The organism is Deinococcus aetherius (genome assembly GCF_025997855.1).
Classification (GTDB): Bacteria; Deinococcota; Deinococci; order Deinococcales; family Deinococcaceae; genus Deinococcus; species Deinococcus aetherius.
The window spans coordinates 2,681,704-2,708,518 of record NZ_AP026560.1; the positions used below are offsets into that span (position 1 = coordinate 2,681,704).

General features: G+C 66.0%; 36 protein-coding genes. 12 read left to right on the forward strand and 24 right to left on the reverse strand.

From position 1 onward, the window contains the following. The 8 genes from argH to DAETH_RS13715 all read right to left on the reverse strand — a co-directional run bounded on the left by argH (position 1) and on the right by DAETH_RS13715 (position 6,459). On the reverse strand, positions 1-1,425 hold the full coding sequence (gene argH / locus DAETH_RS13680; protein ID WP_264775430.1) for an argininosuccinate lyase: 1,425 nt from the start codon (positions 1,423-1,425) through the stop codon (positions 1-3). A 28-nt stretch (positions 1,426-1,453) separates the two neighbouring features. Next, on the reverse strand, positions 1,454-1,981 hold the full coding sequence (locus tag DAETH_RS13685; RefSeq protein WP_264775431.1) for a GNAT family N-acetyltransferase: 528 nt from the start codon (positions 1,979-1,981) through the stop codon (positions 1,454-1,456). Positions 1,982-1,991: 10 nt separating this feature from the next. Beyond that, positions 1,992-2,327 (reverse strand): hypothetical protein, encoded by a 336-nt coding sequence (locus DAETH_RS13690; RefSeq protein WP_264775432.1) that lies wholly within the window; start codon positions 2,325-2,327, stop codon positions 1,992-1,994. Positions 2,328-2,380: 53 nt separating this feature from the next. Further along, entirely contained in the window at positions 2,381-2,845 is a 465-nt protein-coding gene (locus tag DAETH_RS13695) for a DinB family protein (RefSeq protein WP_264775433.1), read from the reverse strand. After that, a complete protein-coding gene (locus DAETH_RS13700) occupies positions 2,842-3,282 on the reverse strand; it encodes a DinB family protein (protein ID WP_264775434.1) in 441 nt (146 codons plus the stop codon). The genes DAETH_RS13695 and DAETH_RS13700 overlap by 4 nt, the downstream gene beginning before the upstream one ends. Beyond that, positions 3,283-4,518, reverse strand: coding sequence for an argininosuccinate synthase (locus tag DAETH_RS13705; protein ID WP_264775435.1), 1,236 nt, complete (start codon positions 4,516-4,518; stop codon positions 3,283-3,285). Positions 4,519-4,807: 289 nt separating this feature from the next. After that, positions 4,808-5,281 (reverse strand): hypothetical protein, encoded by a 474-nt coding sequence (locus DAETH_RS13710; RefSeq protein ID WP_264775436.1) that lies wholly within the window; start codon positions 5,279-5,281, stop codon positions 4,808-4,810. Between the two features lie 53 nt (positions 5,282-5,334). Beyond that, positions 5,335-6,459, reverse strand: coding sequence for a pyridoxal phosphate-dependent aminotransferase (locus tag DAETH_RS13715; protein ID WP_264775437.1), 1,125 nt, complete (start codon positions 6,457-6,459; stop codon positions 5,335-5,337). A gap of 171 nt (positions 6,460-6,630) precedes the next feature. Between DAETH_RS13715 and DAETH_RS13720 the strand changes: the two genes are divergently transcribed. Continuing rightward, a complete protein-coding gene (locus DAETH_RS13720; RefSeq protein ID WP_264775438.1) occupies positions 6,631-7,245 on the forward strand; it encodes a LysE/ArgO family amino acid transporter in 615 nt (204 codons plus the stop codon). Here the strand turns inward: DAETH_RS13720 and DAETH_RS13725 are convergent. The 6 genes from DAETH_RS13725 to DAETH_RS13745 form a co-directional block, all read right to left on the reverse strand. Beyond that, positions 7,234-7,560 carry a PIN domain-containing protein gene (locus DAETH_RS13725; protein WP_264775439.1) on the reverse strand — a complete coding sequence of 109 codons (327 nt, stop codon included), beginning with the start codon at positions 7,558-7,560 and terminating at the stop codon, positions 7,234-7,236. The genes DAETH_RS13720 and DAETH_RS13725 overlap by 12 nt on opposite strands. Continuing rightward, positions 7,560-7,808, reverse strand: a complete 249-nt coding sequence (locus DAETH_RS13730; protein ID WP_264775440.1) for a hypothetical protein — start codon at positions 7,806-7,808, stop codon at positions 7,560-7,562. Before DAETH_RS13730 ends, DAETH_RS13725 begins: the two co-directional genes overlap by 1 nt. 70 nt (positions 7,809-7,878) lie before the next feature. Continuing rightward, on the reverse strand, positions 7,879-8,160 hold the full coding sequence (locus DAETH_RS13735) for a DUF5615 family PIN-like protein (RefSeq protein ID WP_319993719.1): 282 nt from the start codon (positions 8,158-8,160) through the stop codon (positions 7,879-7,881). Between the two features lie 72 nt (positions 8,161-8,232). Continuing rightward, entirely contained in the window at positions 8,233-8,454 is a 222-nt protein-coding gene (locus tag DAETH_RS13740; RefSeq protein WP_264775442.1) for a DUF433 domain-containing protein, read from the reverse strand. Next, on the reverse strand, positions 8,451-8,594 hold the full coding sequence (locus tag DAETH_RS24660; RefSeq protein ID WP_406585109.1) for a DUF433 domain-containing protein: 144 nt from the start codon (positions 8,592-8,594) through the stop codon (positions 8,451-8,453). Before DAETH_RS24660 ends, DAETH_RS13740 begins: the two co-directional genes overlap by 4 nt. Continuing rightward, complete coding sequence (locus DAETH_RS13745; RefSeq protein WP_264775443.1) at positions 8,591-9,562, reverse strand: hypothetical protein; 972 nt, start codon at positions 9,560-9,562, stop codon at positions 8,591-8,593. The genes DAETH_RS24660 and DAETH_RS13745 overlap by 4 nt, the downstream gene beginning before the upstream one ends. Positions 9,563-9,666: 104 nt before the next feature. Between DAETH_RS13745 and carB the strand changes: the two genes are divergently transcribed. The 4 genes from carB to DAETH_RS13765 all read left to right on the forward strand — a co-directional run bounded on the left by carB (position 9,667) and on the right by DAETH_RS13765 (position 14,774). After that, on the forward strand, positions 9,667-12,738 hold the full coding sequence (carB, locus tag DAETH_RS13750) for a carbamoyl-phosphate synthase large subunit (protein WP_264775444.1): 3,072 nt from the start codon (positions 9,667-9,669) through the stop codon (positions 12,736-12,738). 123 nt (positions 12,739-12,861) lie between these two features. Then, positions 12,862-13,104, forward strand: a complete 243-nt coding sequence (locus DAETH_RS13755) for a hypothetical protein (RefSeq protein WP_264775445.1) — start codon at positions 12,862-12,864, stop codon at positions 13,102-13,104. Between the two features lie 5 nt (positions 13,105-13,109). After that, positions 13,110-13,937: an MvdC/MvdD family ATP grasp protein gene (locus DAETH_RS13760; protein WP_264775446.1), complete on the forward strand. Its 828-nt coding sequence runs from the start codon at positions 13,110-13,112 to the stop codon at positions 13,935-13,937. Between the two features lie 39 nt (positions 13,938-13,976). After that, positions 13,977-14,774 (forward strand): IS5 family transposase, encoded by a 798-nt coding sequence (locus tag DAETH_RS13765; RefSeq protein ID WP_264775447.1) that lies wholly within the window; start codon positions 13,977-13,979, stop codon positions 14,772-14,774. A gap of 188 nt (positions 14,775-14,962) precedes the next feature. Here DAETH_RS13765 and DAETH_RS13770 read toward each other — a convergent pair whose 3' ends face one another. The 3 genes from DAETH_RS13770 to DAETH_RS13780 form a co-directional block, all read right to left on the reverse strand. After that, the gene (locus tag DAETH_RS13770) at positions 14,963-16,165 is read right to left on the reverse strand and encodes an IS701 family transposase (protein ID WP_264774630.1); all 1,203 of its coding nucleotides are present in this window, start codon (positions 16,163-16,165) and stop codon (positions 14,963-14,965) included. Between the two features lie 372 nt (positions 16,166-16,537). After that, positions 16,538-16,885 (reverse strand): type II toxin-antitoxin system PemK/MazF family toxin, encoded by a 348-nt coding sequence (locus DAETH_RS13775; RefSeq protein WP_264775448.1) that lies wholly within the window; start codon positions 16,883-16,885, stop codon positions 16,538-16,540. Beyond that, positions 16,876-17,118 carry a ribbon-helix-helix domain-containing protein gene (locus tag DAETH_RS13780; RefSeq protein WP_264775449.1) on the reverse strand — a complete coding sequence of 81 codons (243 nt, stop codon included), beginning with the start codon at positions 17,116-17,118 and terminating at the stop codon, positions 16,876-16,878. Before DAETH_RS13780 ends, DAETH_RS13775 begins: the two co-directional genes overlap by 10 nt. A gap of 169 nt (positions 17,119-17,287) precedes the next feature. Here DAETH_RS13780 and DAETH_RS13785 point away from each other — a divergent pair, with 169 nt between their 5' ends. The 4 genes from DAETH_RS13785 to DAETH_RS13800 all read left to right on the forward strand — a co-directional run bounded on the left by DAETH_RS13785 (position 17,288) and on the right by DAETH_RS13800 (position 18,671). Further along, positions 17,288-17,488 (forward strand): type II toxin-antitoxin system VapB family antitoxin, encoded by a 201-nt coding sequence (locus tag DAETH_RS13785; protein WP_264775450.1) that lies wholly within the window; start codon positions 17,288-17,290, stop codon positions 17,486-17,488. Further along, entirely contained in the window at positions 17,485-17,892 is a 408-nt protein-coding gene (gene vapC, locus DAETH_RS13790; protein WP_264775451.1) for a type II toxin-antitoxin system VapC family toxin, read from the forward strand. Before DAETH_RS13785 ends, vapC begins: the two co-directional genes overlap by 4 nt. Positions 17,893-18,008: 116 nt before the next feature. Then, complete coding sequence (locus DAETH_RS13795) at positions 18,009-18,275, forward strand: AbrB/MazE/SpoVT family DNA-binding domain-containing protein (RefSeq protein WP_264775452.1); 267 nt, start codon at positions 18,009-18,011, stop codon at positions 18,273-18,275. Positions 18,276-18,278: 3 nt separating this feature from the next. After that, the gene (locus DAETH_RS13800; protein WP_264775453.1) at positions 18,279-18,671 is read left to right on the forward strand and encodes a PIN domain-containing protein; all 393 of its coding nucleotides are present in this window, start codon (positions 18,279-18,281) and stop codon (positions 18,669-18,671) included. A gap of 46 nt (positions 18,672-18,717) precedes the next feature. On the opposite strand, the gene DAETH_RS13805 is transcribed toward DAETH_RS13800, so the two are convergent. Both DAETH_RS13805 and DAETH_RS13810 read right to left on the reverse strand, forming a co-directional pair. Then, positions 18,718-19,131 (reverse strand): CopG family ribbon-helix-helix protein, encoded by a 414-nt coding sequence (locus tag DAETH_RS13805; protein ID WP_264775454.1) that lies wholly within the window; start codon positions 19,129-19,131, stop codon positions 18,718-18,720. 9 nt (positions 19,132-19,140) lie between these two features. Then, positions 19,141-19,848, reverse strand: coding sequence for an alpha/beta hydrolase (locus DAETH_RS13810; RefSeq protein WP_264775455.1), 708 nt, complete (start codon positions 19,846-19,848; stop codon positions 19,141-19,143). A 107-nt stretch (positions 19,849-19,955) separates the two neighbouring features. Between DAETH_RS13810 and DAETH_RS13815 the strand changes: the two genes are divergently transcribed. Further along, positions 19,956-20,147, forward strand: coding sequence for a hypothetical protein (locus DAETH_RS13815; protein WP_264775456.1), 192 nt, complete (start codon positions 19,956-19,958; stop codon positions 20,145-20,147). Between the two features lie 57 nt (positions 20,148-20,204). Here DAETH_RS13815 and DAETH_RS13820 read toward each other — a convergent pair whose 3' ends face one another. After that, positions 20,205-20,720 (reverse strand): DUF1697 domain-containing protein, encoded by a 516-nt coding sequence (locus DAETH_RS13820; protein ID WP_264775457.1) that lies wholly within the window; start codon positions 20,718-20,720, stop codon positions 20,205-20,207. A 53-nt stretch (positions 20,721-20,773) separates the two neighbouring features. On the opposite strand from DAETH_RS13820, the gene DAETH_RS13825 reads away from it, so the two are divergent. Further along, the gene (locus DAETH_RS13825; RefSeq protein ID WP_264775458.1) at positions 20,774-21,169 is read left to right on the forward strand and encodes an excalibur calcium-binding domain-containing protein; all 396 of its coding nucleotides are present in this window, start codon (positions 20,774-20,776) and stop codon (positions 21,167-21,169) included. A gap of 57 nt (positions 21,170-21,226) precedes the next feature. On the opposite strand, the gene msrB is transcribed toward DAETH_RS13825, so the two are convergent. After that, entirely contained in the window at positions 21,227-21,694 is a 468-nt protein-coding gene (msrB, locus tag DAETH_RS13830) for a peptide-methionine (R)-S-oxide reductase MsrB (protein ID WP_264775459.1), read from the reverse strand. A gap of 143 nt (positions 21,695-21,837) precedes the next feature. On the opposite strand from msrB, the gene DAETH_RS13835 reads away from it, so the two are divergent. Continuing rightward, complete coding sequence (locus DAETH_RS13835; RefSeq protein ID WP_264775460.1) at positions 21,838-22,608, forward strand: DsbA family oxidoreductase; 771 nt, start codon at positions 21,838-21,840, stop codon at positions 22,606-22,608. Between the two features lie 12 nt (positions 22,609-22,620). On the opposite strand, the gene DAETH_RS13840 is transcribed toward DAETH_RS13835, so the two are convergent. The 3 genes from DAETH_RS13840 to ftsH form a co-directional block, all read right to left on the reverse strand. Beyond that, positions 22,621-22,926, reverse strand: coding sequence for a hypothetical protein (locus DAETH_RS13840; protein WP_264775461.1), 306 nt, complete (start codon positions 22,924-22,926; stop codon positions 22,621-22,623). A gap of 10 nt (positions 22,927-22,936) precedes the next feature. Beyond that, positions 22,937-24,568: a carboxylesterase/lipase family protein gene (locus DAETH_RS13845; protein ID WP_264775462.1), complete on the reverse strand. Its 1,632-nt coding sequence runs from the start codon at positions 24,566-24,568 to the stop codon at positions 22,937-22,939. Positions 24,569-24,699: 131 nt separating this feature from the next. Next, entirely contained in the window at positions 24,700-26,571 is a 1,872-nt protein-coding gene (gene ftsH, locus DAETH_RS13850; RefSeq protein WP_264775463.1) for an ATP-dependent zinc metalloprotease FtsH, read from the reverse strand. Positions 26,572-26,815: the final 244 nt, after the last annotated feature.

Sequence of the window (26,815 nt, forward strand, 5' to 3'; positions counted from 1 at the left end):
TCATCCCAGCGCCGCCTTTGCCGCGTCCACGGCCTCGCGCACCCGTTCGGGGGCCGTGCCGCCGTAGCTCTGCCGACTTCGCACGCTCTCCTCCACGGTCAGGCGGCGGGCGACCTCGGCATTCAGCAGGGGGTGGGCGGCGCGCAACTCCGCGTCCGTGAGGTCCCACAGTTGCCGCCCCGAGCGGCTAGCTAGCCCCACCAGCCCGCCCACGACCTCGTGCGCCTCGCGGAAGGGGACGCCCTGGCGGGCCAGGAAGTCGGCGAGGTCGGTGGCGGTCGAGAAGCCGCGCGCCGCCGCCGCCTTCGTCACGTCCGCGTGCCACGCCGATTTGGGCAGCATGTCGGCATACAGGCGCAGGATGACGTTCAGCGTGTCGTACGAGTCGAAGACGCCCTCCTTGTCCTCCTGAAGGTCCTTGTTGTAGGCGAGGGGCGTGCCCTTCACCACGGTCAGCAGGCCCATCAGGTTGCCGAAGACGCGCCCCGCCTTGCCCCGCGCGAGTTCGGATACGTCGGGGTTCTTCTTCTGCGGCATGATCGAGGAACCCGTGGTGTGCGAGTCGGGTAAGCTCAGGAAGCCGAACTCGAAGGTGGAGTAGAGGATGAGTTCCTCGGACAGCCGCGAGAGGTGGGCGGCGAGGATCGCGCAGGCCGAGAGGAACTCCAGCGCGAAGTCGCGGCTCCCCACCCCGTCGAGGCTGTTCGCGGTTGGGCGCGCGAAGCCGAGCGCGGCGGCGGTGGCCTGGCGGTCGATGGGCCACGGCGTCCCGGCCAGCGCCGCCGCGCCCAGCGGCGACTCGTCCATGCGCTCGGCGGCGTCACGGAAACGGCCCTCGTCGCGCTCCAGCATGGCGGCGTAGGCCATGAACCAGTGCGCGAGGAGGATAGGCTGCGCGACTTGCAGGTGGGTGTACCCGGGGAGGATGACGGGCCCGGACGCATCAGACACAGCCCCATCCGACGACAGGTGCTTCTCCGCCTCCGCCACCATCACGGCCCGCAACGCCCGCGTCTTTCCTGCTAGGTCGAGCGCCGCCTCCTTGGTGAAGAGCCGGAAATCCACCGCCACCTGATCGTTGCGGCTCCGGGCGGTGTGCAGCTTGCCCGCCACCGGGCCGATGCGGTCACGCAGCGCGGCCTCCACGTTCATGTGCACGTCCTCGCGGTCGAGCCTCCACTCGAAGGTCCCGGCGCGGATGTCGGCGAGGACCGCGTTCAGCCCGTCCTGAATCTGCGTCACCTCGTCGGGTGTCAGGATGCCGACCCGCCCGAGCATCGCCACGTGCGCGAGCGAGCCCCGGATGTCCTGCTCGGCGAGGCGCTGGTCGAAGGAGACGGAGGCGTTGAAGAGTTCGACCAGGCCGTCCGTCGCCTCGGCGAAACGTCCACCCCAGAGTTTCTTGTCTTGCGTGGTTTGGGTCATGTGTAGGTTCCTTGGAAGCGGTCGGCCGTCAGCTCTCAGCCTGCCCTGGCCTTGGCACCGCCTCGCTGACGGCTGACCGCTGAGAGCTGACCGCTTTCACCAGCACCACCGGCGGCGGGCTGTGCGGGCTCGCGTGCGCGTACACCGCCTCCCCGTCCACCCGGTAGCCCAGGCGCTCGTAGAAGGGCAAGGCGGCGAGGTTGTACTGGCTGACGGCAAGGAGGACGCGGGCGTAGCCGTCCCGCGCGGCGACCTCCTCCACCGCGCGCACGAGGGCGGCGCCGATGCCTTTTCCACGCACTTCCGCGCGGGTGGCGAGCTTGTTGAGGGTTAGCGTTTCTCGGCCGTCCGGTCGCCAGCCGACGCAGCCCACGGCCTCCTCCCCCAGGAAAGCGAGGAAGCCGCCCCCCTGACCCAGGCTCCAGCGCACGTCGTCCACGGTGGTGCGGCTCCAGGAGCTGCGCGGGTCCATGCCCGCCGCCATCATCACGGGGTGGAAGACGGGGGCGTCGTCCGGAGTAGTAGGGCGGAGGGAGAAGGTTCGCGGCAGGGTCATGTCGTCCACCTCAGACCCCGAACGAGAGGGCGCGGACCAGGAAGGCCAGGAGGAAGATCACGAGGGGAACGAACGGCAGGAACGCCACCGAGGCGGCTGCGGACGCGGCCCGCGCGTTCCGGTCGGCCTGTGCCAGGGCGGAGGTGCAGGCGGCCTGGACCACCTCCACCCCGTACTGGCGCACATAGCGCAACCGGGTCGCCGAGCGTGGACAGCCCGGCAGGGTGACGTATTGATCGGGAGAGGTGCCCTCTCCCACCCGCTCCAGCGGCACGGCCCCCACCGCCGCGTTCCACACGAAGGGAATGTCCTGTCCGGCCGGGCTCCGCCCGTAGATGGCAGTCACGAGAATCCCCACGCCGAAGCCTCTCGCCGAATTTCTCCCGGGAAGAACCTGCCTCATCCGTCCACCCGCTCCCAAATCTGCCCGAGGTGGTGGTTCAGGTGCCGGTCGTAGTGCTCCAGCAACCGGGCCAGCGTCATCGGTTGCCCGCCGTTCAGCCGCCCCACGGTGGCCCGCGCCGAATGCACCCGCTCGGGCGGCAGCAGCGCGGCGAAGCGGGCCAGGTGAAGGTTATAGGCGTACCAGAGGGCCAGAATCTCGGCCCAGGAATGACCCTGCCAGTCCTGCGCGAGGTTCCAGGCGCCCTGGTCCCACACCGGGAATACGAGGTCGTCTTCCGTCACCATGCGTGCCCAGCGGGCGTGGTTGTTGCAGGCGGAGTCCACCAGATGCCCCAGGACCTGCTTGGGGCTCCAGACGCCGGGGGCGGGGACGCGGCTCACGGCGGGCTCGTCCAACTCGCTCAGCCGACTATGAACGGCCTCGACGCTCGCACGGCCGAAGACCGGCGGCACCGTCACGCGCCCACCCGCCCGGGAATCTGCGTGAGATGGTGGAGCTGGTGGCGCACGTAGTCCTCCGCCAGGAAGCCTAGCGTGACCGGCTCACCGCCGCCGATGCTAAGCGTGTGGACGAGTTGTGCGGGAGTGAGGTGCTCAATGATGTGCGCGAGGTGAAGCTGGTAGGCCTGCCACAGTGTCAGGACCTCGGCCCAGGGGCGCTGCTGGTAGGCACCCGCGCTCACCCAGGCGTTTTGATCGTAGCCGGGCAGGCTCAACCCGTCCTCCCCTGCGGCCCGCACGAAGCGGGCGTGGTTGTTCACGCCGCTGTCTACAAGGTGCCCGACGATCTCCTTGGCGCTCCAGACCTCTGGCGCGAGCTTGTGCCCCGCCTGCTCGTCAGCGAGAGCCTGCAACCCGGGCAGATGCTCCAGAACGACCTCGCGCAGCCCCGGCACTCAGACCTCCTGCGGCTCTTTCTGAACCTGAGCGGCCTGCCGCGCCTCCACCCGTGCCTGCACGCGCATTCTCAGGGCATTGAGCTTGATGAAGGCCCCCGCGTCGTGCTGGTTGTAGTCGCCGCCCGCCTCGAAGGACACGAGGTCCTTGTCGTACAGGCTGCGGGGCGCCCGGCGGCCCACCACGATGCAGTTGCCCTTGTAGAGCTTGAGCCGGGCCGTGCCGGTCACGCTGCGGGCCACATGGTCGATGTAGACCTGCAGGGCCTCGCGCTCGGGGGCGAACCAGAAGCCGTTGTAGACGAGTTCGGCGTACTTGGGGGCGAGGGCGTCACGCTGGTGCAGCACCTCGCGGTCGAGGGTCAGGCTCTCCACGGCACGGCGGGCGTGGTAGAGCAGCGTGCCGCCGGGCGTCTCGTACACCCCGCGCGACTTCATGCCGACAAAACGGTTCTCCACGAGGTCCACACGCCCGACCCCGTGCCGCCCGCCGATCTCGTTCGCCCGCTGGAGCAGGGCGGCGGGAGTCAGCCGCTCCCCGTTGATCGCCACCGGGTCACCGTTCTCGAACTCGACCTCCACGTATTCGGACTCGTTCGGCGCCTCCTCGGGACTCACCGTCAGCTTGAACATGTGGGCGGGCGGCTCGGCCCAGAGGTCTTCGAGGATGCCGCCCTCGTAGGAGATGTGCAGGAGGTTCGCGTCGGTGCTCCAGGGGTCTTTCTGGGTGGTGGGGACGGGGATGCCGTGTTCGCGGGCGAAGGCTTCGAGGTCGGCGCGGCCCTGGAACTCCCACTCGCGCCAGGGGGCGACCGTCACCACGTCGGGCTTGAGGGCGTAGGCGGTCATCTCGAATCTGACCTGATCGTTGCCCTTGCCCGTCGCCCCGTGCGAGACGGCGACCGCCCCTTCCTTCTCGGCGATCTCGACCATCTTCTTGGCGATCAGGGGCCGGGCGATGGAGGTGCCCAGGAGGTAGTAGCCCTCGTAAAGCGCCGAGGAGCGGAACATCGGGAACACGTAGTCGCGCACGAACTCCTCGCGCAGGTCCAGCGCGTAGGCGGCGACCGCGCCCGTGTTCAGCGCCTTGACCCGCGCCTCCTCCACCTCGTCGCCCTGCCCGAGGTCGGCGGTGAAGGCCACCACGTCGTAGTCGCGCCCTAGCTGGAGCCACTTGAGGATGATGGAGGTGTCGAGGCCGCCGGAGTAGGCGAGGACGATCTTGTCTTTGCTCATGGCTCTAGTCTCTCCCAGGGAGGTCGGGGCGTGGCTGAAAAGGCAGCACAGGTCCCCCGGCGTGACACACCCGGCCTCTTCCAGAAACGGAAAGGCCGGGGCGTCAGCGTCGGGGGAACAGGGTCTGCATGGCTGTATGGATATACGCCGGGGCGTATGTCTATGCAGCGAGGGTAGCAGCCGGGGAGGGAGGGGTCAAGGCGGGGTCTGGACAGGCGGGACGCCAATCAGCCAACAAAAACTGCCCCTCGACCGCAAGGGGCCGGGGGCGGGATGGGCAGCGGGCGTCTTAGCGGAAGGTGTAGTTGACGCCCACGCGGGCGCCGAAGCCCAGGAAGTCGAAGTTCAGGCCGCCGTTGCCGATGGAGAGGCTGGGGCCGACCGAGCCCTCGACGAAGATGCTCAGGGGCGTGGTGACCTGATACTCCAGGCCGAGCAGACCGTGGGGGTAGACGGAGATGTAGTTGTTGCTGCCCAGCGAGACGTCAGCGCCCAGGCCCAGGCCGTAGTACGGGTTGAAGCCCGCCAGGGTCGCGCCGCTGCGAATCTGCCCCAGGTAGGCCACGTCGCCACCGAGGGCCAGCGAACCGCCTCGGAAGAGGTTCACGGCGTTGAGGTTCAGGGCGTAACGCACGCTGGAGTTCACGGTGAGTTCGTTGCGGTAGTACACCCCGGCCCCGGTGCCGATGAACCCGCCCACCGAGTCGGCGGCGGCGGTCGAGACGGCGGAGAGGGCCAGGAGTCCGAACAGGGCCTTTTTCATGGAAAAAGCGTACGTCATCCCTCCGGGCCCGTGTTCCTGCCTAAACGAAGTATCTAGGCGCCCACATGGGTCCCCCGCTCCAGCCGCTCCAGCGCCCGCCCCAACTCCCCCCGCGACTTGCAGAAGGCGAGCCGAAACATGCCTTCCGGGGCGGGGTGACTCACGTAGAAGGCGGTCCCGGGAATCACGGCCACCCCCTCCTCCACCAGCGTCTCGGCGGTCCAGCCCGGACGGCGCAGGGTGAGGAAGTAGGTGCCGCGCGGCTCGAACACGGTCGCCCCCAGCCTCCGCAGCCCCCCCGCGAGCAGCCTCATCCGCTCCCCGTACTCGGCGCGCAGGCCCTCGTAGAAACCCTCCCGCCGCGCGACGGGCAGGGCCGAGGCGACCGCCGCCTGAAAGGGCGTGGGCGCGCAGAAAGACCCCACCTGGCGGATCGCCGCGACATTCCCGGCCAGCCCCGGCGGGCAGGCGATCCACCCCACCCGCCACCCGGTCGCCTCCAGCCGCTTGCCCGCGCTCCCCACCGTGAAGGTGCGCTCCGGCGCAAGGTCCCGCAGGGCCACCGGCTGCTCCCCGAAGTACAGCTCGTCGTACACCTCGTCACTGATGATCCACAGGTCGTGGGCGCGGGCCAGGGCGACGAGAGCATCGAGTTCGGCCCGGGAAAACACGGTCCCGGTCGGGTTGTAGGGGCTGTTGAGGAGCAGCGCCCGGGTGCGGGGCGTGACGGCGGCGCGCACGGCGTCCAGGTCGAGCGCCCAGCCCTCCTCGTCCGTCAGCCGCATGGGCACGGTGACGGGCATGGCCCCCGCTAGCCGCGCCTGGGGCACGTACACGTCGAACACGGGCTCACACATCAGTACCTCGTCGCCGGGACCGTACAGGGCGAGCGCGAGGACGTTCAGCGCCTCGGTCGCCCCCGAGGTCACGACCACGTCCGCGCCGTCCACCCCCAGGTCCGCGCCCACGGCGTCCCGCAATAGTGGCAGACCTATCGGGGGGGCGTATTGATCCGCCGTCCCTACCGCCCGCCGCGCCGCGTCGAGCAGGAAAGCGGGCGGTGGATCCGACGGGAAGCCCTGCCCGAGGTTCACCGCCCCGTGCCGCAAGGCGAGGCGGCTCATGTGCGCGAACACGCTCTCGGACGAGGACTGGGCACGCGGCAGCAGTTCAGGCATGGGGGCAGTCTGGGCGCTTGGAGGCGGGCGGCGTGGGAGGCGGGTCAGACAGGATGTGGGGCTTGCAGCAAGGGCGGGAAGTCCGGCCTGGGGGTCCGCTTCAAACGGGCCGGACAAGGCGGGGGGCTCGCCGACTCGGCCCACGCACTCCATACGCCTATCCTCTCCCCCGTGCCCCCCTTCCTGCGCGGCCTGACGCTGGGCCTCTCCCTGATCGTCGCCATCGGGCCGCAGAACGCCTTCGTGCTGAGGCAGGGGCTGACGCGGAGGTATGCATGGCTGGCCGCGCTGACGTGTTCACTTGCCGATACGGCGCTGACCACATTCGGGGTGCTGGGTGTGGGGGCGCTGCTCGCGCGGTCCCCGGTGCTGGTCCTCATCGGGACGCTGGCGGGCGCGACTTTCCTGCTATGGTACGGGTGGCGTTCCTTCCGGGCAGCCCGCCATCCCGGAACGCTTCAGGCAGAGGGACAAGCCGCGCAGACCCCAGGCACCATTCTCGTCACCGCCGCCGCCTTCAGCCTCCTCAATCCCCACGCCATTCTCGATACGGTGGTCCTGATCGGCGGGGCGAGCGCGGGGCTGGGGAGGACGGGCCGGACGACCTTCCTCCTCGGCACCATCCTCGCCTCGTGGCTGTGGTTCTTCGGCCTCGCCCTGCTCGCGGGCCGCCTCGCGCTGCTGATGCGCTCGCCGCGTGCGTGGCAGGTGCTGGACGTGCTGATCGGGGTGGTGATGTGGGCGATTGCAGTGGGGTTGGTGAGGAGCGCGTTGTCAGGAGGCTGAGGCGGCTGAGTCGTTGGGGTCGCGGGGGATGCGGAGGCGGGCCTGGGATTCGAGGGGTTCGTATTGATCCGGCGCCGCGACAAAGACCTTGCTGTTGTAGAGGTTGACCACTTCCTCTTCGAGAGCCTGCCGTTCGTCGGGCGTGAGGTTCGCCCGTGTCGCCAGGAGGTCTAAACGCCGCCGGAACTCGTACTGGAAATCACCGTCTACGCGCTCAGTCACCAGCAGTTCCAGGCTAACGTCCCTGAGGCGCCGACGACCACGGACTCGCAGGCACTCGCTCACCAGGACGTTGGTGTCCACAACCAGCAACATCAACGAGCATCGGAAAACATCATGTCTTCCAGCTCCTCAACACTGACGCTCAGCCGTTTGGCGAGTTCCTCCATTTTGGCGTCGAGACGCGCCGCCGCCTCACGAACCTTCTCCGGGTCCGCACGCTTGATCGGCGTGTAGAAACCGATGGGCTTCCCGTGCCGCTCCACCACCAACAGGTCCTCGCTGGCAAGAAGCTGCGTCGCCTTGTCCTTGAACTCCTTGATGCCCACCCGCTTCACGGCCATACCGGACCTTCTAAGAGTAGACACCAGTATAGCCAGAATTGGAAGTGGGGCCACATCGGGTGGGGCCTCGCTACGAAGTGATTTCAACAATGGGCTCGCCGGACGAGAGCAGCCTATGGGCATGCTCAAAATGCCGACCAAAAATCTCTACCAGTCGCGCTTTGCTCGTATTTCCACAGGTCACATACAGCAGTTGTGGCGGGGGGCCGAGGCGTACCAGCCGCTCAAGGAAGTCGGCATCCTTGGACACCACCACTGCGCTTACAGCCCGCGCCGCCTGAAAAATCACTTCGTCCTCCGCCTCCCGGTAGCCCAGGTACGCCACGCTGTACGCCTCCACCCCGAATGTCACTGTCAGTCAAGGTGCTATGGCAGGGGGCAACTGCGCGTCAATCCAATAAACCAGCGGCTCAGTCGTCACCGCTCAAGCACTCAGTCGGGGATGGTCAACGTACCGGGCAGCCCAGATCAGCGCGGCGTAAATGTCCTCGCGCTCCAGGTCCGGGTAGTCGCTCAAGATTTCATCCACCTCGACCCCTGCGCCGAGCAGGTCCAGCACGTCACTCACCCGAATCCGCATCCCCCGGATACAGGGGCGTCCGCCGCACTGCAAGGGGTTCACGGTGATACGGTCGAGTAGGGTCATGGGTGGAGTTTAGCGCCAAGGGAGCGCGGGTGTTCCCCTACCCCCGCCCCCAGCAACTCCAGCACATCGCGCACCCGAACCCACAGCCCGCGAATGCAGGGGCGCCCGCCGCACTGGGAGGGGATAGAGGTAGGCGTCAGGGGCTGGTAGCTATCGACGCTTTGCCGACTCGCCCAGCGTCATCAAAAGCAAATGCCATAGAGGCATACGGAACATCACCGTAATTCCACACTGGGAGGGACATCACGGCGGCTAAGGAGCCTTCCTCATTGGGACTGCCGTAAGTCGCCAGAATTTGTGCCCTGGTCTTCCTAATCAGAAATTTTTCAACCCATGCTGCGCTCTGTGGTGGCACGTTCAACTTGGGGGGCCGCTGCACCGTGAGATTACGCCTTACGTCTTCGTAGGTGGCGTACACAGCAGGCAGCGTGGTGCAGCGTTGTGGTGCTTGGGAGAGGAGTTGGGCCGATTGACCAGCCAGCTTCGGCTCCATGCTGGCGCTGTTGGCTCGTAGCTTCTCAGGTTCACCAAGCATGACCAACGTCGTTGTCGTTCCCACGCGCTCATTTCGAAGGCTGCCGCCATCGACCAACCCACCCTGTGGAGAAACATTCACTCCAGGCGCATCGAGCTGCCAAACGGACAACACGCGGGCGCTTTCAAGCATGACGGCCGCGTGATAGCCATTTACTATTTCACAGGGAAAGACAGGCCGACCGTTGACCCACACGCGCTTGCCGACGAGTTCCGCAGCAATCCTTTGAGTCATGGCATTGTCGCTCACTAGCGGAAAGACCGCCTTCTTCTCCAGATTCCGTTTGGGAAGGTATGCCCAGTATTGCCCAGTGCCGTCATCCAGCACATAGGCCGTGGTCGTCTCTTGAATCACTTTCAATGGGCGGTTGAGCCAGGGGCCACGCTGGGCGGCGCGTCCGCTGCCATCCAACAAAAATGGCGGCTCGCGCACGAATCGACCGTTTGGCCCAGCAGTGGCTCCTTCACTCAGCAACACCATGCCACCAACGTGTGGCCTAGGTGGACCGGGACGCATGTACTGGGGAGCGGGTACGCCAAGCGAGGCGACCAGAGCCGTGAGCAGAGCAAGCATAGTTCTAGTGTGTCTCCGGCAGGTGATGTGCGACTGATGTTTGCATACTCATACACACCACTCAGCCCCCTCACTCCCTCCCCGTGCCATACTGCATCCCTGGAATGCCCAAGCGCACTGACCTCCAGACCATCCTGATTCTCGGCAGCGGCCCCATCCAGATCGGGCAGGCGGCCGAGTTCGACTATTCGGGCACGCAGGCGCTCAAGGCGCTAAAAAAAGAAGGCTACCGGCTCGTGCTGGTGAACTCCAACCCGGCGACGATCATGACCGACCCCGACCTCGCCGACGCCACCTACCTGGAGCCGCTGACGCCCGAGTTCGTCCGCAAGGTCATCGAGAAGGAGCGCCCCGACGCCCTGCTCCCCACCCTGGGCGGGCAGACGGCGCTGAACCTGGCGATGGACCTCAACGCCAACGGTACCCTCGCCGAGTTCGGGGTGGAACTCATCGGCGCGAACGCCGAGGCCATCCACAAGGGCGAGGACCGCGAGGCGTTCCAGGCTGCGATGAAGAAGATCGGCGTGGAGACGGCGCGCGGGAAGATGGTGCACAGCATGGACGAGGCCGTGGAGTACCAGAAGGAGATCGGCCTCCCCATCGTCATCCGGCCCTCCTTCACGCTGGGCGGCACGGGCGGCGGCATCGCGCACACCTACGAGGACTTCCTGAAGATCACCGAGGGCGGCCTGCGCGACTCGCCGGTCCATTCGGTGCTGCTTGAGGAGAGCATCCTGGGCTGGAAGGAGTACGAGCTGGAGGTCATGCGCGACCACGCCGACACGGTGGTCATCATCACCTCCATCGAGAACTTCGACCCGATGGGCGTGCATACCGGGGACTCGATCACAGTGGCCCCGGCGCAGACCCTCAGCGACGTGGAGTACCAGCGGCTGCGGGACCAGTCCCTCGCCATCATCCGCGAGATCGGGGTGGACACGGGCGGCTCCAACATCCAGTTCGCGGTGAATCCTGACAACGGGCGCGTCATCGTGATCGAGATGAACCCGCGCGTCAGCCGCTCCTCGGCGCTGGCGAGCAAGGCGACCGGCTTTCCCATCGCCAAGATCGCCGCCCTGCTCGCGGTGGGCTATCACCTCGACGAGCTGCCGAACGACATCACCCGCGTCACGCCCGCCGCCTTCGAGCCCACCATCGACTACGTGGTGACGAAGATTCCGCGCTTCGCCTTCGAGAAGTTCCCCGGCACCCCCGACGCGCTGGGCACCCAGATGCGGAGTGTGGGCGAGGTCATGGCGATTGGCCGCACCTTCAAGGAGAGCGTGCAGAAGGCGCTGCGGAGCATCGAGGCGGACGTGCGCGGAACGTTTGCCGCCATGTCCGACGACGAGTTGCGCGGCCTGCTGTACGGCAATCCGCGCCGATTGGAGGCCGTGCTGGAACTGCTGCGGCGGGGCGAGGGTGTCCCAGCCCTCCACGACGCGACGAAGATCGACCGCTGGTTCCTGGGGCAGCTTCAGGAGATCTCGGACGCCGAGAAGGAGATCGCGGACCTCGGCCCCATCCGGGGCTGGAAATACGAAATCTGGCGCGAGGTCAAGCGGCTGGGCTTCTCCGACGCGCGGCTGGGCGAACTCGTGGGGCTGAGCGAATTGGGGGTGCGCGAACTCCGCAAGGTCGCCAAGGCCACCCCGGTCTACAAGACGGTGGACACCTGCGCCGCCGAGTTCGAGGCGTACACGCCCTACCACTACTCGACCTACGAGTGGGAGGACGAGGTGACGCCGACCGACAAGCCCAAGGTGGTGATCCTGGGCAGCGGCCCCAACCGCATCGGGCAGGGGGTGGAGTTCGACTACGCGACCGTCCACGCCGTCTGGGCGCTTCAGGAGGCGGGCTATGAGACGATCATGGTCAACTCCAACCCGGAGACGGTCAGCACCGACTACGACACCGCCGACCGCCTGTACTTCGAGCCGCTGACCTTCGAGGACGTGATGAACATCGTCGAGCACGAGAAGCCCGTCGGCGTGATCGTGCAGCTCGGCGGGCAAACGCCCCTCAAGCTCGCGCGGCGGCTGGCGGACGCGGGCGCCCCCATCATCGGCACCCCCCCGGCGACGATCCACGAGGCGGAGGACCGCGCCTCCTTCAACGCCCTGTGCGAGCGGCTGGGGCTGCCGCAGCCGAGGGGCAAGGTCGCCGAGACACCGCAGGAGGCCGTGAGCCTCGCCGCTGAACTCGGCTTCCCGCTGATGGCCCGGCCCTCCTACGTGCTCGGGGGCCGCGCGATGCGGACGGTGCGGAGCATGGAGGAGCTGACGACCTATCTGGACGAGGTGTACGCCGCCGTCGAGGGGCAGCCGTCCATCCTGCTCGACCAGTTTCTGGAGGGTGCGCTGGAACTCGACGTGGACACCCTCTGCGACGGGGAGCGGGCGGTCGTGGCGGGGGTCATGGAGCACGTCGAGGCCGCCGGGGTCCACTCGGGCGACTCCGCGTGCGTGCTGCCCCCGGTGAACCTCTCCCCCGAACTGATGGCGCGCGTGAAGGCCGACACGGAACGTCTCGCCCTGGAGCTGGGCGTGCGGGGCCTGATGAACGTGCAGTGGGCGGTGAAGGACGGCGTGGCGTACATCCTGGAGGCCAACCCGCGGGCCAGCCGCACCGTGCCCTTCGTCTCCAAGGCCGTGAACCACCCGCTCGCCAAGAGTGCCGCGCGGATCGCCGTGGGGCAGACCTTGGAGGAGATCGGCTTTACCGGGACGCCCACGCCCCCCATGTACTCGGTCAAGGAAGTCCACCTGCCCTTCCTGAAGTTCAAGGGCGTGCTGCCCGTCCTCGGCCCGGAGATGAAGAGCACGGGCGAGAGCATGGGCATCGACACGGACCCGTATCTTGCCTTCTACCGCGCGGAGCTGGGGGCCAAGAGCAACCTGCCGCTGTCGGGCACGGCGCTCCTCCTCGGGGACGGGCTGGACGGGGTGGCCGCCACGCTGGAGGGCGCGGGGCTGCGGGTCATCCGCGAGCAGGAAGGGGGCGCCTTGCCCGACCTCCTCATCGACGTGACCGCCTCGCCGCTCCTGCGCACCGCTCTGGAACGCGGCAAGCCCATCGTCAGCACCCGCGAAGGCGCCGAGTGGACGGCCAGGGCGATAGCCGCAGCGAAGGGGAGGGAGTTGGGGGTTAGGAGCTTGCAGGAGTGGGTGAACTAAGTAACACAGGATAATTTGTGGTATGATTCTAGCAACTGAGCGTATACGTACATCTAAAAGTGTACGTGTGTTATTGCTGCTTTTGTCTAAGTCTAGGTCTACAACCTTTGAAGAAGGTCTAAGATGGAAGACGATAGAGGGAATAGCATTGAGTTAGGTATTGTAGAGGGTCAAATCGAAAAACCTTTTGTTTTAAGATGGAGCGAAAGATTTAAGAGTGCAGATGGACAAACCAACGTCTTCGCCGATACCGCACTTGCTCCGGGCAGCTTGCCATCAGATGAAATGTCATTTACTGAGACAGTAAGTAGCACAAGCAGAGGGGCGGGCGAGTCAGAAACCGCAGATACCTCTTTTGGCTTTTAATGTCGTTGACAAGGCCCATACTAATTTTATCGTCGATATCAGACCGTTTAAGCACAAGCAGGGTCACAGAAGAATTAACAAAGCTTAGCGAGAACTATCTCCTTGTAAACTTTGAGGAGGTAGTTCTCTCATACAATTGGTCGTTTTCCTTTGTTGACGATCAAGTTAAGTTGCATATTGTGGATGAGAAAGGTCGAATTTGGTCTGATTTCAAATCCGTTTGGCTTAGACGCTGGGGATACCCTACGCTCCCATCTTCTTTTGATAAAATCGATAGAGATTTCTGCTTCACTGAAATAAACTCCCTAATATTGTCTTTGCCTCATATCCTTACTGCCAAATGGATAAACCCAATAAACGCGGAGAGAACTGCCGCTCTAAAGATTAGGCAGCTTATTCTTGCAAAGAGCTTAAATTTTGAAACTCCTAACACCATCGTAACCAATGACCCCAATTCAATTAGCCGTCTTGTCGATAATGAGGAGACAGTTATATTTAAACCCCTCTCTGGTTATAGTATTCCTACTCAAATATACGACGCAAGAACACACAGCTATATAAGTGAAAAATATCCAAACGCTGATCTATATTATGGTGAAACAGTTGAGAGCAGAATTCTATTCACACAAGAGCTTACAGAGGAGCATACTCCCTATTTACAAGATATGAAGTGGTCTCCCATTATATTTCAACCGAGGATCGAAAAGGCTTTTGATCTACGGGTTACTTTTGTTGGTACGAGCTGCTTTGCCTGTCTGATAAATTCTCAGAAACACGAGGAGGGTAAGTTGGATTTCAGAAGAATTAGTAGAGGCTGCCAAGAACAGGATTGAACTTCTGGGGCAAGAGTTTGGGCAGGGCAGAATGGGCGGGTGACGCGGCGAGGCTACCCCAGCGACGTAGACGACGACACCTACCTCTTCCTGCTCCCGTACCTGCTGCTCAGTGCCCAGGATGCAGGGCAGCGGAAATACCCGATTCGGGACGTGCTGAATGCGCTGCTGTGGGTGGCGCGCACGGGGGCACAGTGGGCCTACCTGCCCCACGATTTCCCGCCTGCGGAGACGGTGCGCCAACAGGCGCACCGCTGGTTTGAGGCTAGGTGCTTTGAGAATGCCGCCCACGACCTGCGCTTGCTCTCCCGCGTCGAGCGGTCGAGAAACAGCGAGCCCACGGCCATCATCATCGACAGTCGCACCCTGCAAAGCACACCTGAGAGCGGCCACCGCGCGGGATTTGATGGCGCAAAGAAGCGCAAGGGCACCAAAGTACACCTGGCCGTAGACACCCTGGGTCACCTGCTCGCGGTGCTGACCACACCCGCGAACGAGCAGGACAGAGCACAGGTCAAAGACCTGTGCCTGGAGGTGCAAGAAGCCACGGGCGTCAACGTCGAGGTCGCCTTTACCGATCAGGGCTACACGGGACAGCAGACCGCCTTGGAGGCGACCGAAGCGGGGGTGCAACTGGTCGTCATCAAACGCTCGGAAGCCGCCAAGGGCTTTATCCTGCTGCCCAGACGCTGGGTGGTGGAACGTTCGTTCGCGTGGCTATCGCGCTTCCGACGGCTGGGGCGGGATTTAGAGCGACTGCCGTCCACGCTGGTCGGGTTCCATTTCCTGGCCGCCTGCGTTCTGCTCTGTAACAACCTTAAGCCCTTTTTTGCATAACGTTCTTGGCAGCCTCTAGTACTACAACCGCAGTTAGCGGGAGGAGAGCCAGCGTTGTTGGCGGCGCCTGTGGCTTTGCCGGGCTCGTGCTTGGTGAAGTCGGCGCCACCAGGACCACCTCCACACCAGCGCTTTTGACTTGTTCTGCGGCAAGACCAAGAGCAAGAGGCGGCGCACTTCGGGCACGGTTAGCGGGATGAGGTCTTGGTCGGTCGCCGACCCCCCTTTTTCTCGCGGGCAGCGACCACGGTCAGGAAGGCGTGGGCCAGCATGGCCAAGGTGATGTGCCGATACCAGCCCACCCACGAGCGGACCTCGTACTGATCGAGGCCCACCTCACCCTTGGCCATCTCGAACGCGACCTCAATAGCCCAACGTGATCCAGCAGCTCGCACGACCTCTGCCAAGGTCGTGCTCGACGGAGCGAACGAGATGTAGTAGGCGAGGTCGGTCGGGTCCTTGAGCGAACGACGAGCCAGGACCCAACGCTGGAACCCGGCGGGCAGGATCGGCCCGAGTCCCGCCGCCACGGCGGGACCCATCAACTCGGTCACACTCACCCATGCCCAGTCGAACAGCCGCTCGCCCTTACTGCCTGAGCCCGCACTCAAGGTCTGCCACTGGTGCGGCTCAAACTGCCCAGCAAGATCGGCCACATGAAGTTGTGCCGGACCGCCCTGCTGCCAAACCCACACGTGGAAGTTGGCAGCAACTTCCAGGACGTAGGGCTGCTGTCGCTGTTCGAGAACGTCTCGAACGTTGTAGGCCGAGTACACCGCATCGCCCGTCACCCAGGCGGCGTGAACGCCGCCGTCGAACGCTCGCCGGAGCATGGCGAGCGCAAGTTGTGGTTTGGTGGCCGCAGTGATGCTGTCGGGAATGTTGGCCGCGGTCCGACGGGCAGGGTCGTCGATCCAGGTCTTGGGCAAAAAGAGTTCCCGGTCGATCAGGGCCGTGCCATTCGGCGTCGCGTAGGCCAGGAAAACGCCGATCTGGCAATTCTCGATTCGACCAGCGGTCCCGCTGTACTGCCGTTGAACCCCGACGGATTTGGTGCCTTTTTTGAGGAAGCCGGTCTCATCGAGGACGAGGATCGCCTCAGGCGTTTGGAGATGATCCAGCACGTACTCGCGCAGGTCGTCACGCACGACCTGCGCGTCCCACTGCGCGGTAGACAGTAAGCGTTGCACCCCATCCGGGGTGTGTTCACCGATCCGCTCGGCCACTTGCCAGCCGTTCTTGCGTTCGACGGGACTCAGGAGGGCCTGTACGTAGGCCAGGGCACGCTGACGCTGTTCACTGCGGGCAAACCGAGGGGCGATCCGTTGGTGGAGCGTGCCGAGGTCTGCCGACCATTGGTGCGGACGAGGAGGTGCGCTGGAACGCGGCATCGCTAAGTCTACCGCTCCTTAACTGCGGCTGTAGTACTAGTCTGAAACGTGAAGATCATACACCATTTGAATTACCCAAAGAAATATTTGATAAATGTCTTGCCATGATGGAAATACTCGGAATTACATATGGGTGCTTTGACTTTGTAATTGATAAGAAAGGGCGCTTCGTATTCTTAGAGGTAAACCCATCTGGACAATGGTTGTGGATAGAGGACCTAACGGGATTAGAAATAAGCAGGCGAATAGCATTGGAACTTGCAAGAGGCTAAGCTAAACCCTATTCTATTACAAACACACCTATAGTGCTTGGCTGCCCCGGCACAGGCCGCAGCCCCAGACGGTGGGGTTGGGCGGGGTGGGGTGGGGAGGTCAGAGGGCCAGATGCTCCCGCACCCTGGCATCCAGTTCGAGCATCAGGTCAGCGGGGACGTTCCCCACGCGGCGGAGAACACGGCTGAGGGCGACGGAGCGGATTTGCTCGACCTGCGCCTTGCTGTCTTCATTCAAGCCCGTGCGCTGGTGGGGCAGCAGGAGCTGAAAAGGATACACGCGCTCGACGTTGCTGGTCAGCGGGACCACGGTGATGACGACATTGTTAGCGTTGGCCGCATTGTTGGTCAGCACCACGGCAGGCCGGGTGTAGTTGGCCTCGCTCTCGCGTGCGGGGCTGAAATTGACGAACAGAATGTCACCCCGCCGGATAAGCCCTACAGCCACTTGCTGCCGTCACTTTCCTCCAGCCCGTCGCCGTTCTCAAGGTCCACGAACTCGCCGGAACGGGCATAGTCGGCGTAGGCTTCGGCTAATTCCCTCTCGCGTAGGGCTTGAATGGCCTGGGCGACGGCTTCACTCCGGCTGCTCAGGTGGTGGGTCTTCTGATACTGGTCGAGGTAGCGGGCGAGGTGCGGCGATAGGCTGACCGTGACGCGCTGTGCAGTGTCGTATGTCATATGCTCATACTATTACTCTTACCCAATCAAGCACTCCGGTCCAGGCTGGAGCTACAGATGGTGTGAGTGGGCGGGGAGGGGAGGGGGAAGCCGATGAAACGGCCCGTCTCCCCATAAGCCTCCGACCTCCCTCCACGGTTCTACACAACCTCTTGTGTAAGCATGGGGTATGGCAACGAACCTGCAAATCGACCCGGAACTCCTGGAACGCGCCCTGAAGGTGGGGGGGCACCGCACCAAGCGGGAGACGGTGAACGAGGCTCTGACTGAGTACATCCGCCACCGTGAGCAGCGCAAGGTGCTGGAGCTGTTCGGCACCATCGATATGGACAGCGAGGAAGAGATGCGGGCACAGCGCAAACGCTCGTGAGTGGGCTCATCATTGTGGACACGGACGTGTGGTCGGAGGGCTTTCGCAAGCGTACGGGCGAACCCTCCGCCGAACGCCTACTCCTGGCTGAACTGGTAGACGCCGGGTGGGTGCAAATGCTGGGCTGCATCCGTCAGGAGGTCTTGCAGGGTATTCGTGACCGGGCGCAGTTCGAGCGGACCCGGGCGGCCCTGCAAGCCTTCGAGGACCGGGCGCCAAGGGCGGCGGAATACGAGTTGGCGGCAGAGTTCTTCAACACTTGCCGCAGCAAGGGCATTCAGGGAAGCAGCACGGACCTTTTGATTGCCGCTTGCAGCGTGACTTGGGGTCTGCCCCTTCTGACGAAGGACAGGGATTTCCAGCGGTACGCCGAGCACATCCCACTGAGGTTGGTCCGAGTTTAGCTGCCGCCTTCGCCCCGGCACGGGCCACAGTCTCAGACGGCGGGGTTGAGCTGGACAGGATGGAGGGAAAAAACCAGGAGCGCCCGACCCTTCTGCCTATCTGGTTATAATCAGGCATGACCACTATTCCTGCCTACAGCCTCAAGCTTCAAGCACAGGGGCGGGTCGTCGTCCCCTCTGACGTTCGCGCTGACCTCGGTGTGCAGGAGGGGGACGATCTCATCCTGCTCAAGGAGGAAGGCGGGTACAAGCTCACGAGCCGCCGTCTGCTGGCGGAGGCGTTATACGGCAGCCTGAAGAAAGAGGGGTTGCTGGCGGACCGGGACCTGACGCAGGAATTGCTGGACGAGCGCCGGGCCGAAGCCCAGAGCAAGGGCTGGTAAGGCGTGCTTCTGGACGCCAGCGCCCTCATCGCGTTCCTTCTCGGGGAAGAGGGCGGGGCTGAGGTTCTGCGGGTCGTGAGTAGCCGACCCTGTTTGGTCAGCAGCATCACCCTGACGGAGACGCAGGGAAAGTTGATCGGACGCGGAGAGTACACGCCGAAGCAGGTGCAGGCGCGAATTGACCCGCTGCTCGGCTTCGTGCGGGAAGTGCCCTTTGACGGGGCCTGCCGGGAAAAGGCCGTGTTCTATTACGCCCGCAGATCGCCCTATGCGCTGAGCCTTGGGGATGCGGCGTGCCCGGGAACGGCAGAAGTCCTCGGCGTGGACGTGATGACGGCGGAGCGGGGGTGGACGAAAATCCTAGACCTGCCCTTCAAGGTGCATCTGATCCGGTAAAGGACGTTAGCATCGCAGGGGACCATGACGCCCCTGTGAGCAGGAATCAGTAGGGATCGATCTCCTGCCCGATTTCCGTAACCTCCCGCGCAAGGGCCAGACGCTCGGCCAACTCTTGCTGCTGGGTGCTGACTTCCGCTTCCTCATCTACAAGTGACGGCTCCAGCAGGTCCGGCAGCAGCTCCTTGATGGGAGGACCACTGACGGGAGCGAGCTTGGCCGAACCCTTCACTTTCAACCCCAGCGGACTTCCACCCAGCCGCCGCAGGGCACGCTCAACAGCAGGACGTTCGGTCTCGCCAGCCCTTTCCAGAAGCTCTTTCTCGTGTAGTGCCCGAACAGCGTGAGCCACAGCCTCGCTCCGGCTGGCGAGGCCGTGGGTCTGCCGGTACTCGTCCAGGTAAAGGGCGAGCGCGGCGGGGAGGGTCACCGTCACTCGCCTGGCCTTGCCGCCCGTCATGCCCCCATCCTACGAGGGCCCATCGGGCGCCCTCCCCTCCAGCCACTCCAGCGCCTCCTCCACCAACTCGGGCGGGACCGTGTGCCCTCCGCGAAACTCGCGGTAGGTCACGTCGTACCCGGCCCGGGTGAGCTGCGGCACGATCACACGGCTACAGCGGTCGATGGGGAGAACGCGGTCCCCGTCGCCGTGCGTGACGAAGATGCGGGGCTCGCCCACCTGCGCGGCGGGAGCCATGAAACCGGGAGCAAAGGCCATCAGGTGCGTGAACAGGTCGCCGTTGCCCAGCCCGAGCGAGAGGGCGTAGGAGGCGCCGTCCGAGAAGCCGTCGAGGACGATACAGGCTGGGTCCACCGGATACCGCGCGAAGACGTGGGCGAGGGCGCGGTCGATGAAGGCCACGTCGGGGCCGTAGCCGCCACCAATCACGTCCCAGGTGCCGCCACGCGAGTCGGGCGCGAGGAGCAGCAGGCCCCGCTCCTCGGCGGCGGCGGTGAAGGGGGCGACGCTGTGGCTGGCCGTGCCTCCCGCGCCGTGGAGCAGCACCAGCAGCGGGCGCGGGCCGGGGAGCGGGTGGGTGGTGGGCACGTAGAGCAGACCGTCGCGGCGGTCTCCCAGGCCGAGCGGTTGCAGGCCGCGCCCCTGCGGCATCTGTGCCACTTCGCCCGGGCGCGCGGTCAGGCGGCTGGCCTCTTCGCTCCTTCGTCTTCCCGTCATGTCGTGGCATTGTCTGCCGACACCGGGAACAACGGGGAAAAGTTGGGTGAAGGCAGGGTTGGGAGGCCGCACACCTCACCAGGGGGGCCGCCTCCTACGCTCGGCACATGGACGACCACACAAACGAGGCTGAACAGATGCAGGAAGCCTACGCGCGGCGCCAGGAGCACGAGCAGGAGACGGGGATCACAAGCGCCGGGGGAGCGGGCAGCACCGGTACACCCGGCAACACCGAGGCGGGCGAGGAGACGACGGACGAGGCGGACGGCGGCGTGCGCTCCGGGGCGACGGAGAGCTGAGACAGGAACAAACCGGCATATGGAGGGCCACACGGGCAAACCCGATGTGCGGCCCTCTCACCCCCTCAGCATCTCCCCGATTTCCTGCACGGTGCGCCAGTTGCGGACGGTGACGGGTTGGCCGAGGGGAGCGAGGCTGAGCCTGCTCTGGCCCATCCCCCTCGGCGTGTAGAGGTAGAGTTCCCGGCCCAGGCATTCCCACAGCTCCTCCCCGGTCGTCCGGGCGCGCAGGGCGTCGAGCCTGGCAGGATTGGGAACGTCGTGCAGGAACGCGATGTGGACCTTCGTGCCGTCCGCTGCCGCCTGAGCGGGGTAGGGGTTGCGGGAAGCAAGGGCGGCCCATTCCCCGGCGCTCCGCAGCATCACGTCCACCGGGAAGCCGAAGCCCACCCGCAGAGCCTCCTCAATGGCGTGCTGGTCGGGCTTCTCCGCTTCGAAGATAACGTTGCCACTCTGGATGTAGGTCCGAACGTCCGTGAATCCGAGGCGCTCGAACGTGTTCTTGAGGCTGGTCATGGGCACCCGGCGGTTTCCGCCGACGTTGATTCCGCGCAGCAGGGCGATGTGTCGCACGGCCCTATTCTCCACCCGGGCCCGGGAACGCCGTGGCCTGCTATGCTCCCCGAATGCGTCATCTCGTGAGACTGTTGGCCCTCTCCGTCACGCTGCTCGGGGTGTCGGAGGCCGCGACCGCGCTGACGACTACCCCCGTCAACCTGCGGCGGCAGCCGAGCGAGGCGGGGCGGATTCTGGGCGTCGTTCCCGGCAACACGCTGCTGCTCGTGGCGTGCGGGGGCCAGTGGTGCCGGACCACGTACGCGGGACAGGCGGGGTACGTGGCACGGGCGTTCGTGCGGCCCGTCACGGGAAGCGCGCGGCTGACCGGGCCGGGAGCCGCGTACTACCGCTCCTGCGCGGCTATGCGGGCGGCGAGCGCGGCTCCCGTGCGGTTGGGAAAGCCCGGTTACCGCACGGCCCTCGACCGCAACCACAATGGCATCGCCTGCGAGGACGGAGAGTAACCACCAGAAGAGGGGAGGCCGCCCACACGTCCGGGGCGGCCTCTCTCCTGTTGTCATCTATTTCCGGAACAGCCCCAGGTATTCCCCGTATCCCTCTGCCTCCAGCCGCTCCACAGGCACGAATCTCAAAGCCGCCGAGTTGATGCAGTAGCGCAGGCCGCCCTGCTCCTGCGGGCCGTCTGGGAAGACGTGCCCCAGGTGCGAGTCGGCCTGCCCGGACCGGACTTCGGTGCGCGCATAGCCGATCTTGTAATCGGTGTTCTCGGTCAGGCGAACATCGGGGATGGGCCGGGTGAACGACGGCCAGCCGCACCCCGCGTCGTACTTGTCGAGGGAGCTGAAGAGGGGTTCGCCGGAGACCACGTCCACGTAGATGCCGTTTTCCGTGTGGTCCCAGTATTCGCCCGTGAAGGCGCGCTCGGTGCCCTCCTGCTGGGTGACGCGGTACTGCTGGGGCGTGAGGCGCTGGCGCAGTTCCTCGTCGCCGGGCTTGACGAAGGGAGGTCGGGCAGGATTGGAGGTCATGGGGCGAGTGTAGGAGGGGGAGGGCGGCCGGGAATAGGACTTCTCCCTGACCTCACGCTGGTCTCCTTGCCCACGGGCAGACGCCACGGCAGATCGTGCGCCCCCTCCTTGCTCTGTTTTTTAAAGTGGGTCAGAATGGCTCCATGACCCTCTTCACTCCCTCCTCCCCGGACAAGTTGCGCGTCGACATCTGGTCAGACATCGCCTGCCCGTGGTGCTACGTCGGCAAGCGGCGCTTCGAGGCCGCCCTGGCGAACTTCCCCCAGCGTGATCAGGTGAAGGTCGTGTGGCATTCCTTCGAGCTGGACCCCTCGGCCCCGTCGGAGCGCGGGCAGTCCATGAGGGCGATCCTCGCGGGCAAGTACGGGGGCGGCGAGGCCCGGGCGCAGCACATGCTCGACACCATGACCCAGACGGCGGCGGGCGAGGGGCTGGAGTACCACTTCGAGAAGTTGCAGCCCACGAATACCTCCCAGGCCCACGGGCTCATCCACCTCGCGGCGGAGAGGGGCTTGCAGGACGCGATGAAGGAACGGCTGCTCGCCGCCTTCTTCACCGAGGGCGAGTTCCTGGGTGACCGGGAAGTCCTCGCGCGGCTGGGGGCGGAGGTCGGCCTGGACGCGGCGGAGGTGCGCGAGGCGCTGGAGAGTGGGCAATATGCTCAGGCGGTCCGGCAGGACGAGGCGCAGGCACACGCCCTCGGCATCAGTGGAGTCCCCTTCTTCGTGCTGGGCGGCAAGTACGGGGTGAGCGGCGCCCAGTCGCCCGAGGTGCTGCGCGGGGCGCTGGAGCAGGTGTGGGCCGAGACGCACCCCGCCCCCCTGACCCTGCTGGGCGAAGGCACCCCGGCGGAGGCCTGCGAGGACGGCCAGTGCGCGGTGCCCGGGCGCGACACGGCGGTCACGCGTGGCTGAGGTGAGTCCGGTCTAACGCCTCCTGAGGAGCCGCCCGACGACGAGTTGCGTGGCGACGAGCACCGCCGCGAAGCCCAGCGCCGACCCCGGCTCCCGCACCCCGAAGAGGGCGACGCCCGCCACCAGGGCGACGAGCCCCCGCGCGGCCAGCCGGGCCTGACTTCCACCCTCCCGCACCGCAGGCCACAACAGCGCCAGACCGACCAGACCCGCGACGACCACCCCCAGGTCGAGCGGGTCGCGCCGTTGCCGCCAGGTCTCCGCGAGCAGGGCGACCACGAGCAGGAGCGGCACGAGGGTGGGGAGCAGCCGCCTCATAGGCCCGGCCTCAGCGGCTCCAGAGGTCGCAGCGGTGTTCCTGCCGGAAGGCGGTGCTCTCGGCGACGCGGCCCGGCGCGAAGGTCAGCAGGTTGTTCTGGGCGGGGTCGAGGGGACGCCAGGCGGGAAGACCGGGCTGGGCGGGCGAGTTCGGGTTGCCGCTGCGGGCGAAGTTCGCCCAGTACGTCCGCATCAGGCGGGCGAGGTCCGCCTGGACGGGGGTGAACTTCGCGGGATCGGCGAGGCCCGTGAGGGGCGTTCCGAAGACGCTGATGAGTTCGGCGGCATGATAGGCGCCGTAGCTCGGGACACCGGCGGTGGGGCGGAAGGCGATGGGCGCGGTGCGGTCGCGGAACTCGTAGGCGTACACGGGCGTCACCCGGGCGAGGTCGTGGGCGATGTCGTTCACCGGGCAGGCGAAAAGGCCGTCGGTGACGAGGGCGGCAGCGGCCAGACCCACCGTCGGGTAGTCCCGGGCGGCGTACTGGGCGAGGACGCGCGGCGCGTTCCAGCCCTCCAGCACGCCGACAAGCGCCCAGTACTGCCACAGGGGAATGTCCCCCCGCGCCCCCAGGGGCGCCACGAAGAGCGTTCCCTCGTCGAGGTTGCTGCCGATCAATACGGGCACGCGGTTGACCTCGCCGTCCGCGAACACGTCCGCTGGGGCGCGCGGCACCGTACCGTCGCCGTACACGGGCGGCAGATCGACGGAGCCGGGGGCACGGCGGCCCGGGACGGGTGTCCTCAGCAGTTTCTCGGCCGGAACGGCCCGCAGGCAGGCGGCGTCGCCCTCCGGGCAGCCCAGCGCGCGGGCGTACTCCCGGCCCGTGTTCAGGGCCTGAGTGACGGGCACCATGTTGATCTCGGGCGTGCAGGGCCCACTCTGGAGGATGGCCTTGTCGAAGAGGCCCGCCGCCCCCGGAGAGGCGAGCTGCGCGCACACGCTCATCCCGCCCGCCGACTCGCCGAAGACGGTGACGTTCGCGGGGTCGCCCCCGAAGGCGGCGGCGTTCGCCCGCACCCAGCGCAGGGCCGCCTGCTGGTCGAGGAGACCGTAGTTCCCCAGCGTCCGCCCCTCCAGCAGCGCGGGCGCGGCGAGGAACCCGAAGGGGCCCAGGCGGTAATTCACGGTGACGACAACCACGCCCTGCTCTCTCGCCAGGACCCGGGCGTCGTAGTCGCTGCCCGCCCCGTTCTCGAAGGAGCCGCCGTGAATCCAGACCATCACGGGGGCGCGCAGGGCCAGGGCGGGCGCGGTGACGTTGAGGTAGAGGCAATCCTCCGCCCCGCGCAGGCCACCGCCGATCTGCCGGGGACGAGTCTGCACGCACGCCACGCCGGGACGTGCGGCGTCGCGCTCACCCCTCCAGGCGGAGACGGGCTGCGGCGCCCGCCAGCGGAGTTCGCCGACGGGCGGCGCGGCGTACGGCACCCCCTGGAACACCCGCACCCCCCCCTGCTCGCGGCCCACCAGAGTCCCCTGGGCCACCTGCGCCCGGACAGGAACTCCCGGCGCGGCGGCGGGCGCAGCCTGCACGGGCGGCAGGGGCGTCTCCTGCGCCGAGGTGGTGATGGATTCCTGGGCCCCCGCCCCGCCCAGCAGCAGGCCAGCGAGGAACAGCGAACGGGACAAACGTGCCATAGGACAGCGTATAGCGGTGGTGACGGACCGGGGCACGGAGTGATCTTGGCCGAAGACAAATGCGTGACCGGGGCGACAATGCGAAGCCGCCGCCGAACGGGACGTGTTTGGGGCGGCTCGGGGGAGCAGGCTCAGGCCGGGTCGGGAGTCAGCCCGGGGTGGGCGGCGGGACCGTCGGAGTCGCCCGAGGTTCTGGGCACAGCCACGTCGGGCAGCGTCCCCCCCGCGAGAACGGTCCGCACGTCGTCCCCCGTCAGGAACTCGCGGGCCATCAGGGCGTCGGTCAGGCGGTGGAGGACGTGCGCGTGTTCGGTGAGGAGATCGAGTGCGCGGTCGTACTGCCCGTTGAGAATCTCGCCCAGCGCCGTGTCGATGCGCTCGGCGGTGTGGTCGCTGTACAGCCCCTGCTGCGGGCCATACCCCAGATACCCCTCGCTCTCCTGCGCGAGCGCGATCTGCCCCACGCCCGACATGCCCCACTCGGTCACCATGCGGCGGGCGAGGTTCGTCGCCTGCTGGAAGTCGTTGGCCGCTCCCGTCGTGATCTGCCCGGTGGCGACCTGCTCGGCCGCGTGCCCGGCGAGCGCCACACAGATGCGGTCGAGCAGCGCCGCGCGAGTGTGGTGCATCCGGTCCTCGGGCGTGTACAGCGCCGAGCCGAGCGAGCGCCCGCGCGGCACAATCGTCAGCTTGTGCGCCTTGTCCGCATGTGGGAGGAGTTGAGCGGCGAGGGCGTGGCCGACCTCGTGGTAGGCGGTGACCTTGCGGTCCGCTTCCCTGACGACGAGAGAGCGGCGCTCCGGGCCCATCAGCACCCGGTCCCTGGCCTCGTCCACATCTCGCCCGGTGATCCTATTTCTTCCCGCCCGTGCCGCCTGCAACGCCGCCTCGTTCAGCAGGTTCTCCAGGTCCGCCCCCACCATCCCCGCCGTCCTCCGCGCCACGATCCCCAGGTCCACACTGGGATCGAGCGGCTTGGTGCGAGCGTGAATTCGCAGAATCTGTTCTCTGCCTCGCACGTCGGGTGCATCCACCACGACTTGACGGTCAAATCTCCCTGGACGCAGCAAGGCTGCGTCCAACACATCCGGCCGGTTGGTCGCCGCCAGGATGATCACCTCCTGCCCGCTCCCGAACCCGTCCATCTCCACCAGCAGTTGGTTCAGGGTCTGTTCCCGTTCGTCGTTGCCCCCCTGGAGGTTGACCCCGCGTTTGCGCCCCACAGCGTCGATCTCATCGATGAAGACGATACAGGGAGAACTCTTGCGCGCCTGCTCGAACAGGTCCCGCACTCGGGCCGCCCCCACACCCACGAACATCTCGACGAAGTCCGAGCCCGAAATCGAGAAGTACGGCACCTTGGCCTCCCCTGCCACAGCTTTGGCGAGCAGGGTCTTGCCGGAACCGGGGGGGCCGACGAGGAGGACGCCGTGGGGGATACGGGCGCCGAGTTGGTGGTAGCGCTCGGGTTGACGGAGGAAGTCGACGACTTCCTGGAGGTCTTGCTTGGCCTCGTCACACCCGGCGACGTCGGCGAAGGTCAGCTTGATCTGCCCCTCGCTGATCACCGCCGCCTTCGACTTCCCAAAGGTGCTCGCGGCGTCCGTGCCCCCGCTCTGACGACCGCGCAGCAGGAGGACCACCAGGCCGATGATGAGGAGCAGGGTGAGCAGGCCGCTCAGGACGGCGAGGGGGCTCAGGCGGGTGTTGGAGGCGAGGGAAACGTTTACTCCGGCGGCCTGGAGGCGGGCGAGGCTGATGGCCGGGTCGGCGGCGAGCGTCCGGGTGCGGTACTCCTGGCCGTCTTCGAGCTTGCCCGTGAGCAGGGCGGTGTTGTTCTGGTACTGCACGTTGGCCGTCGCTACCTGCCCGTCGCGCAGGGCGGCGGTGAAGTCTTCGAGCGGCAGTTCGCCGGGGCGCCCGCGCGGGGCGACCAGGCTGATCAGGAGGAGCAGCGCGATCACGGCGGCGGCCAGTCCCCACCCCCAAGAGGCTCGTTTCATCCGCTTGCTCGGCTCCCCTCGCTGCGTTGTGCGGGTGTCATGCCTCAGTGTAGGGCGTGCGGGCCGGGAAACTCTGGAACCGAAATGGCGATGTGCGGGGGCCGGGCAGTGCCTACCCCCATCCTTGACCCAGCCTTGAGCCTTGAGCGTATCGCACTCAACTCTATTGACTGCTAGCAACTGTGGGCTTATGCTGTGGTCAGTTTCAGGACTGTTCCCGAACAGGGCGCAGCATCCCCCATAC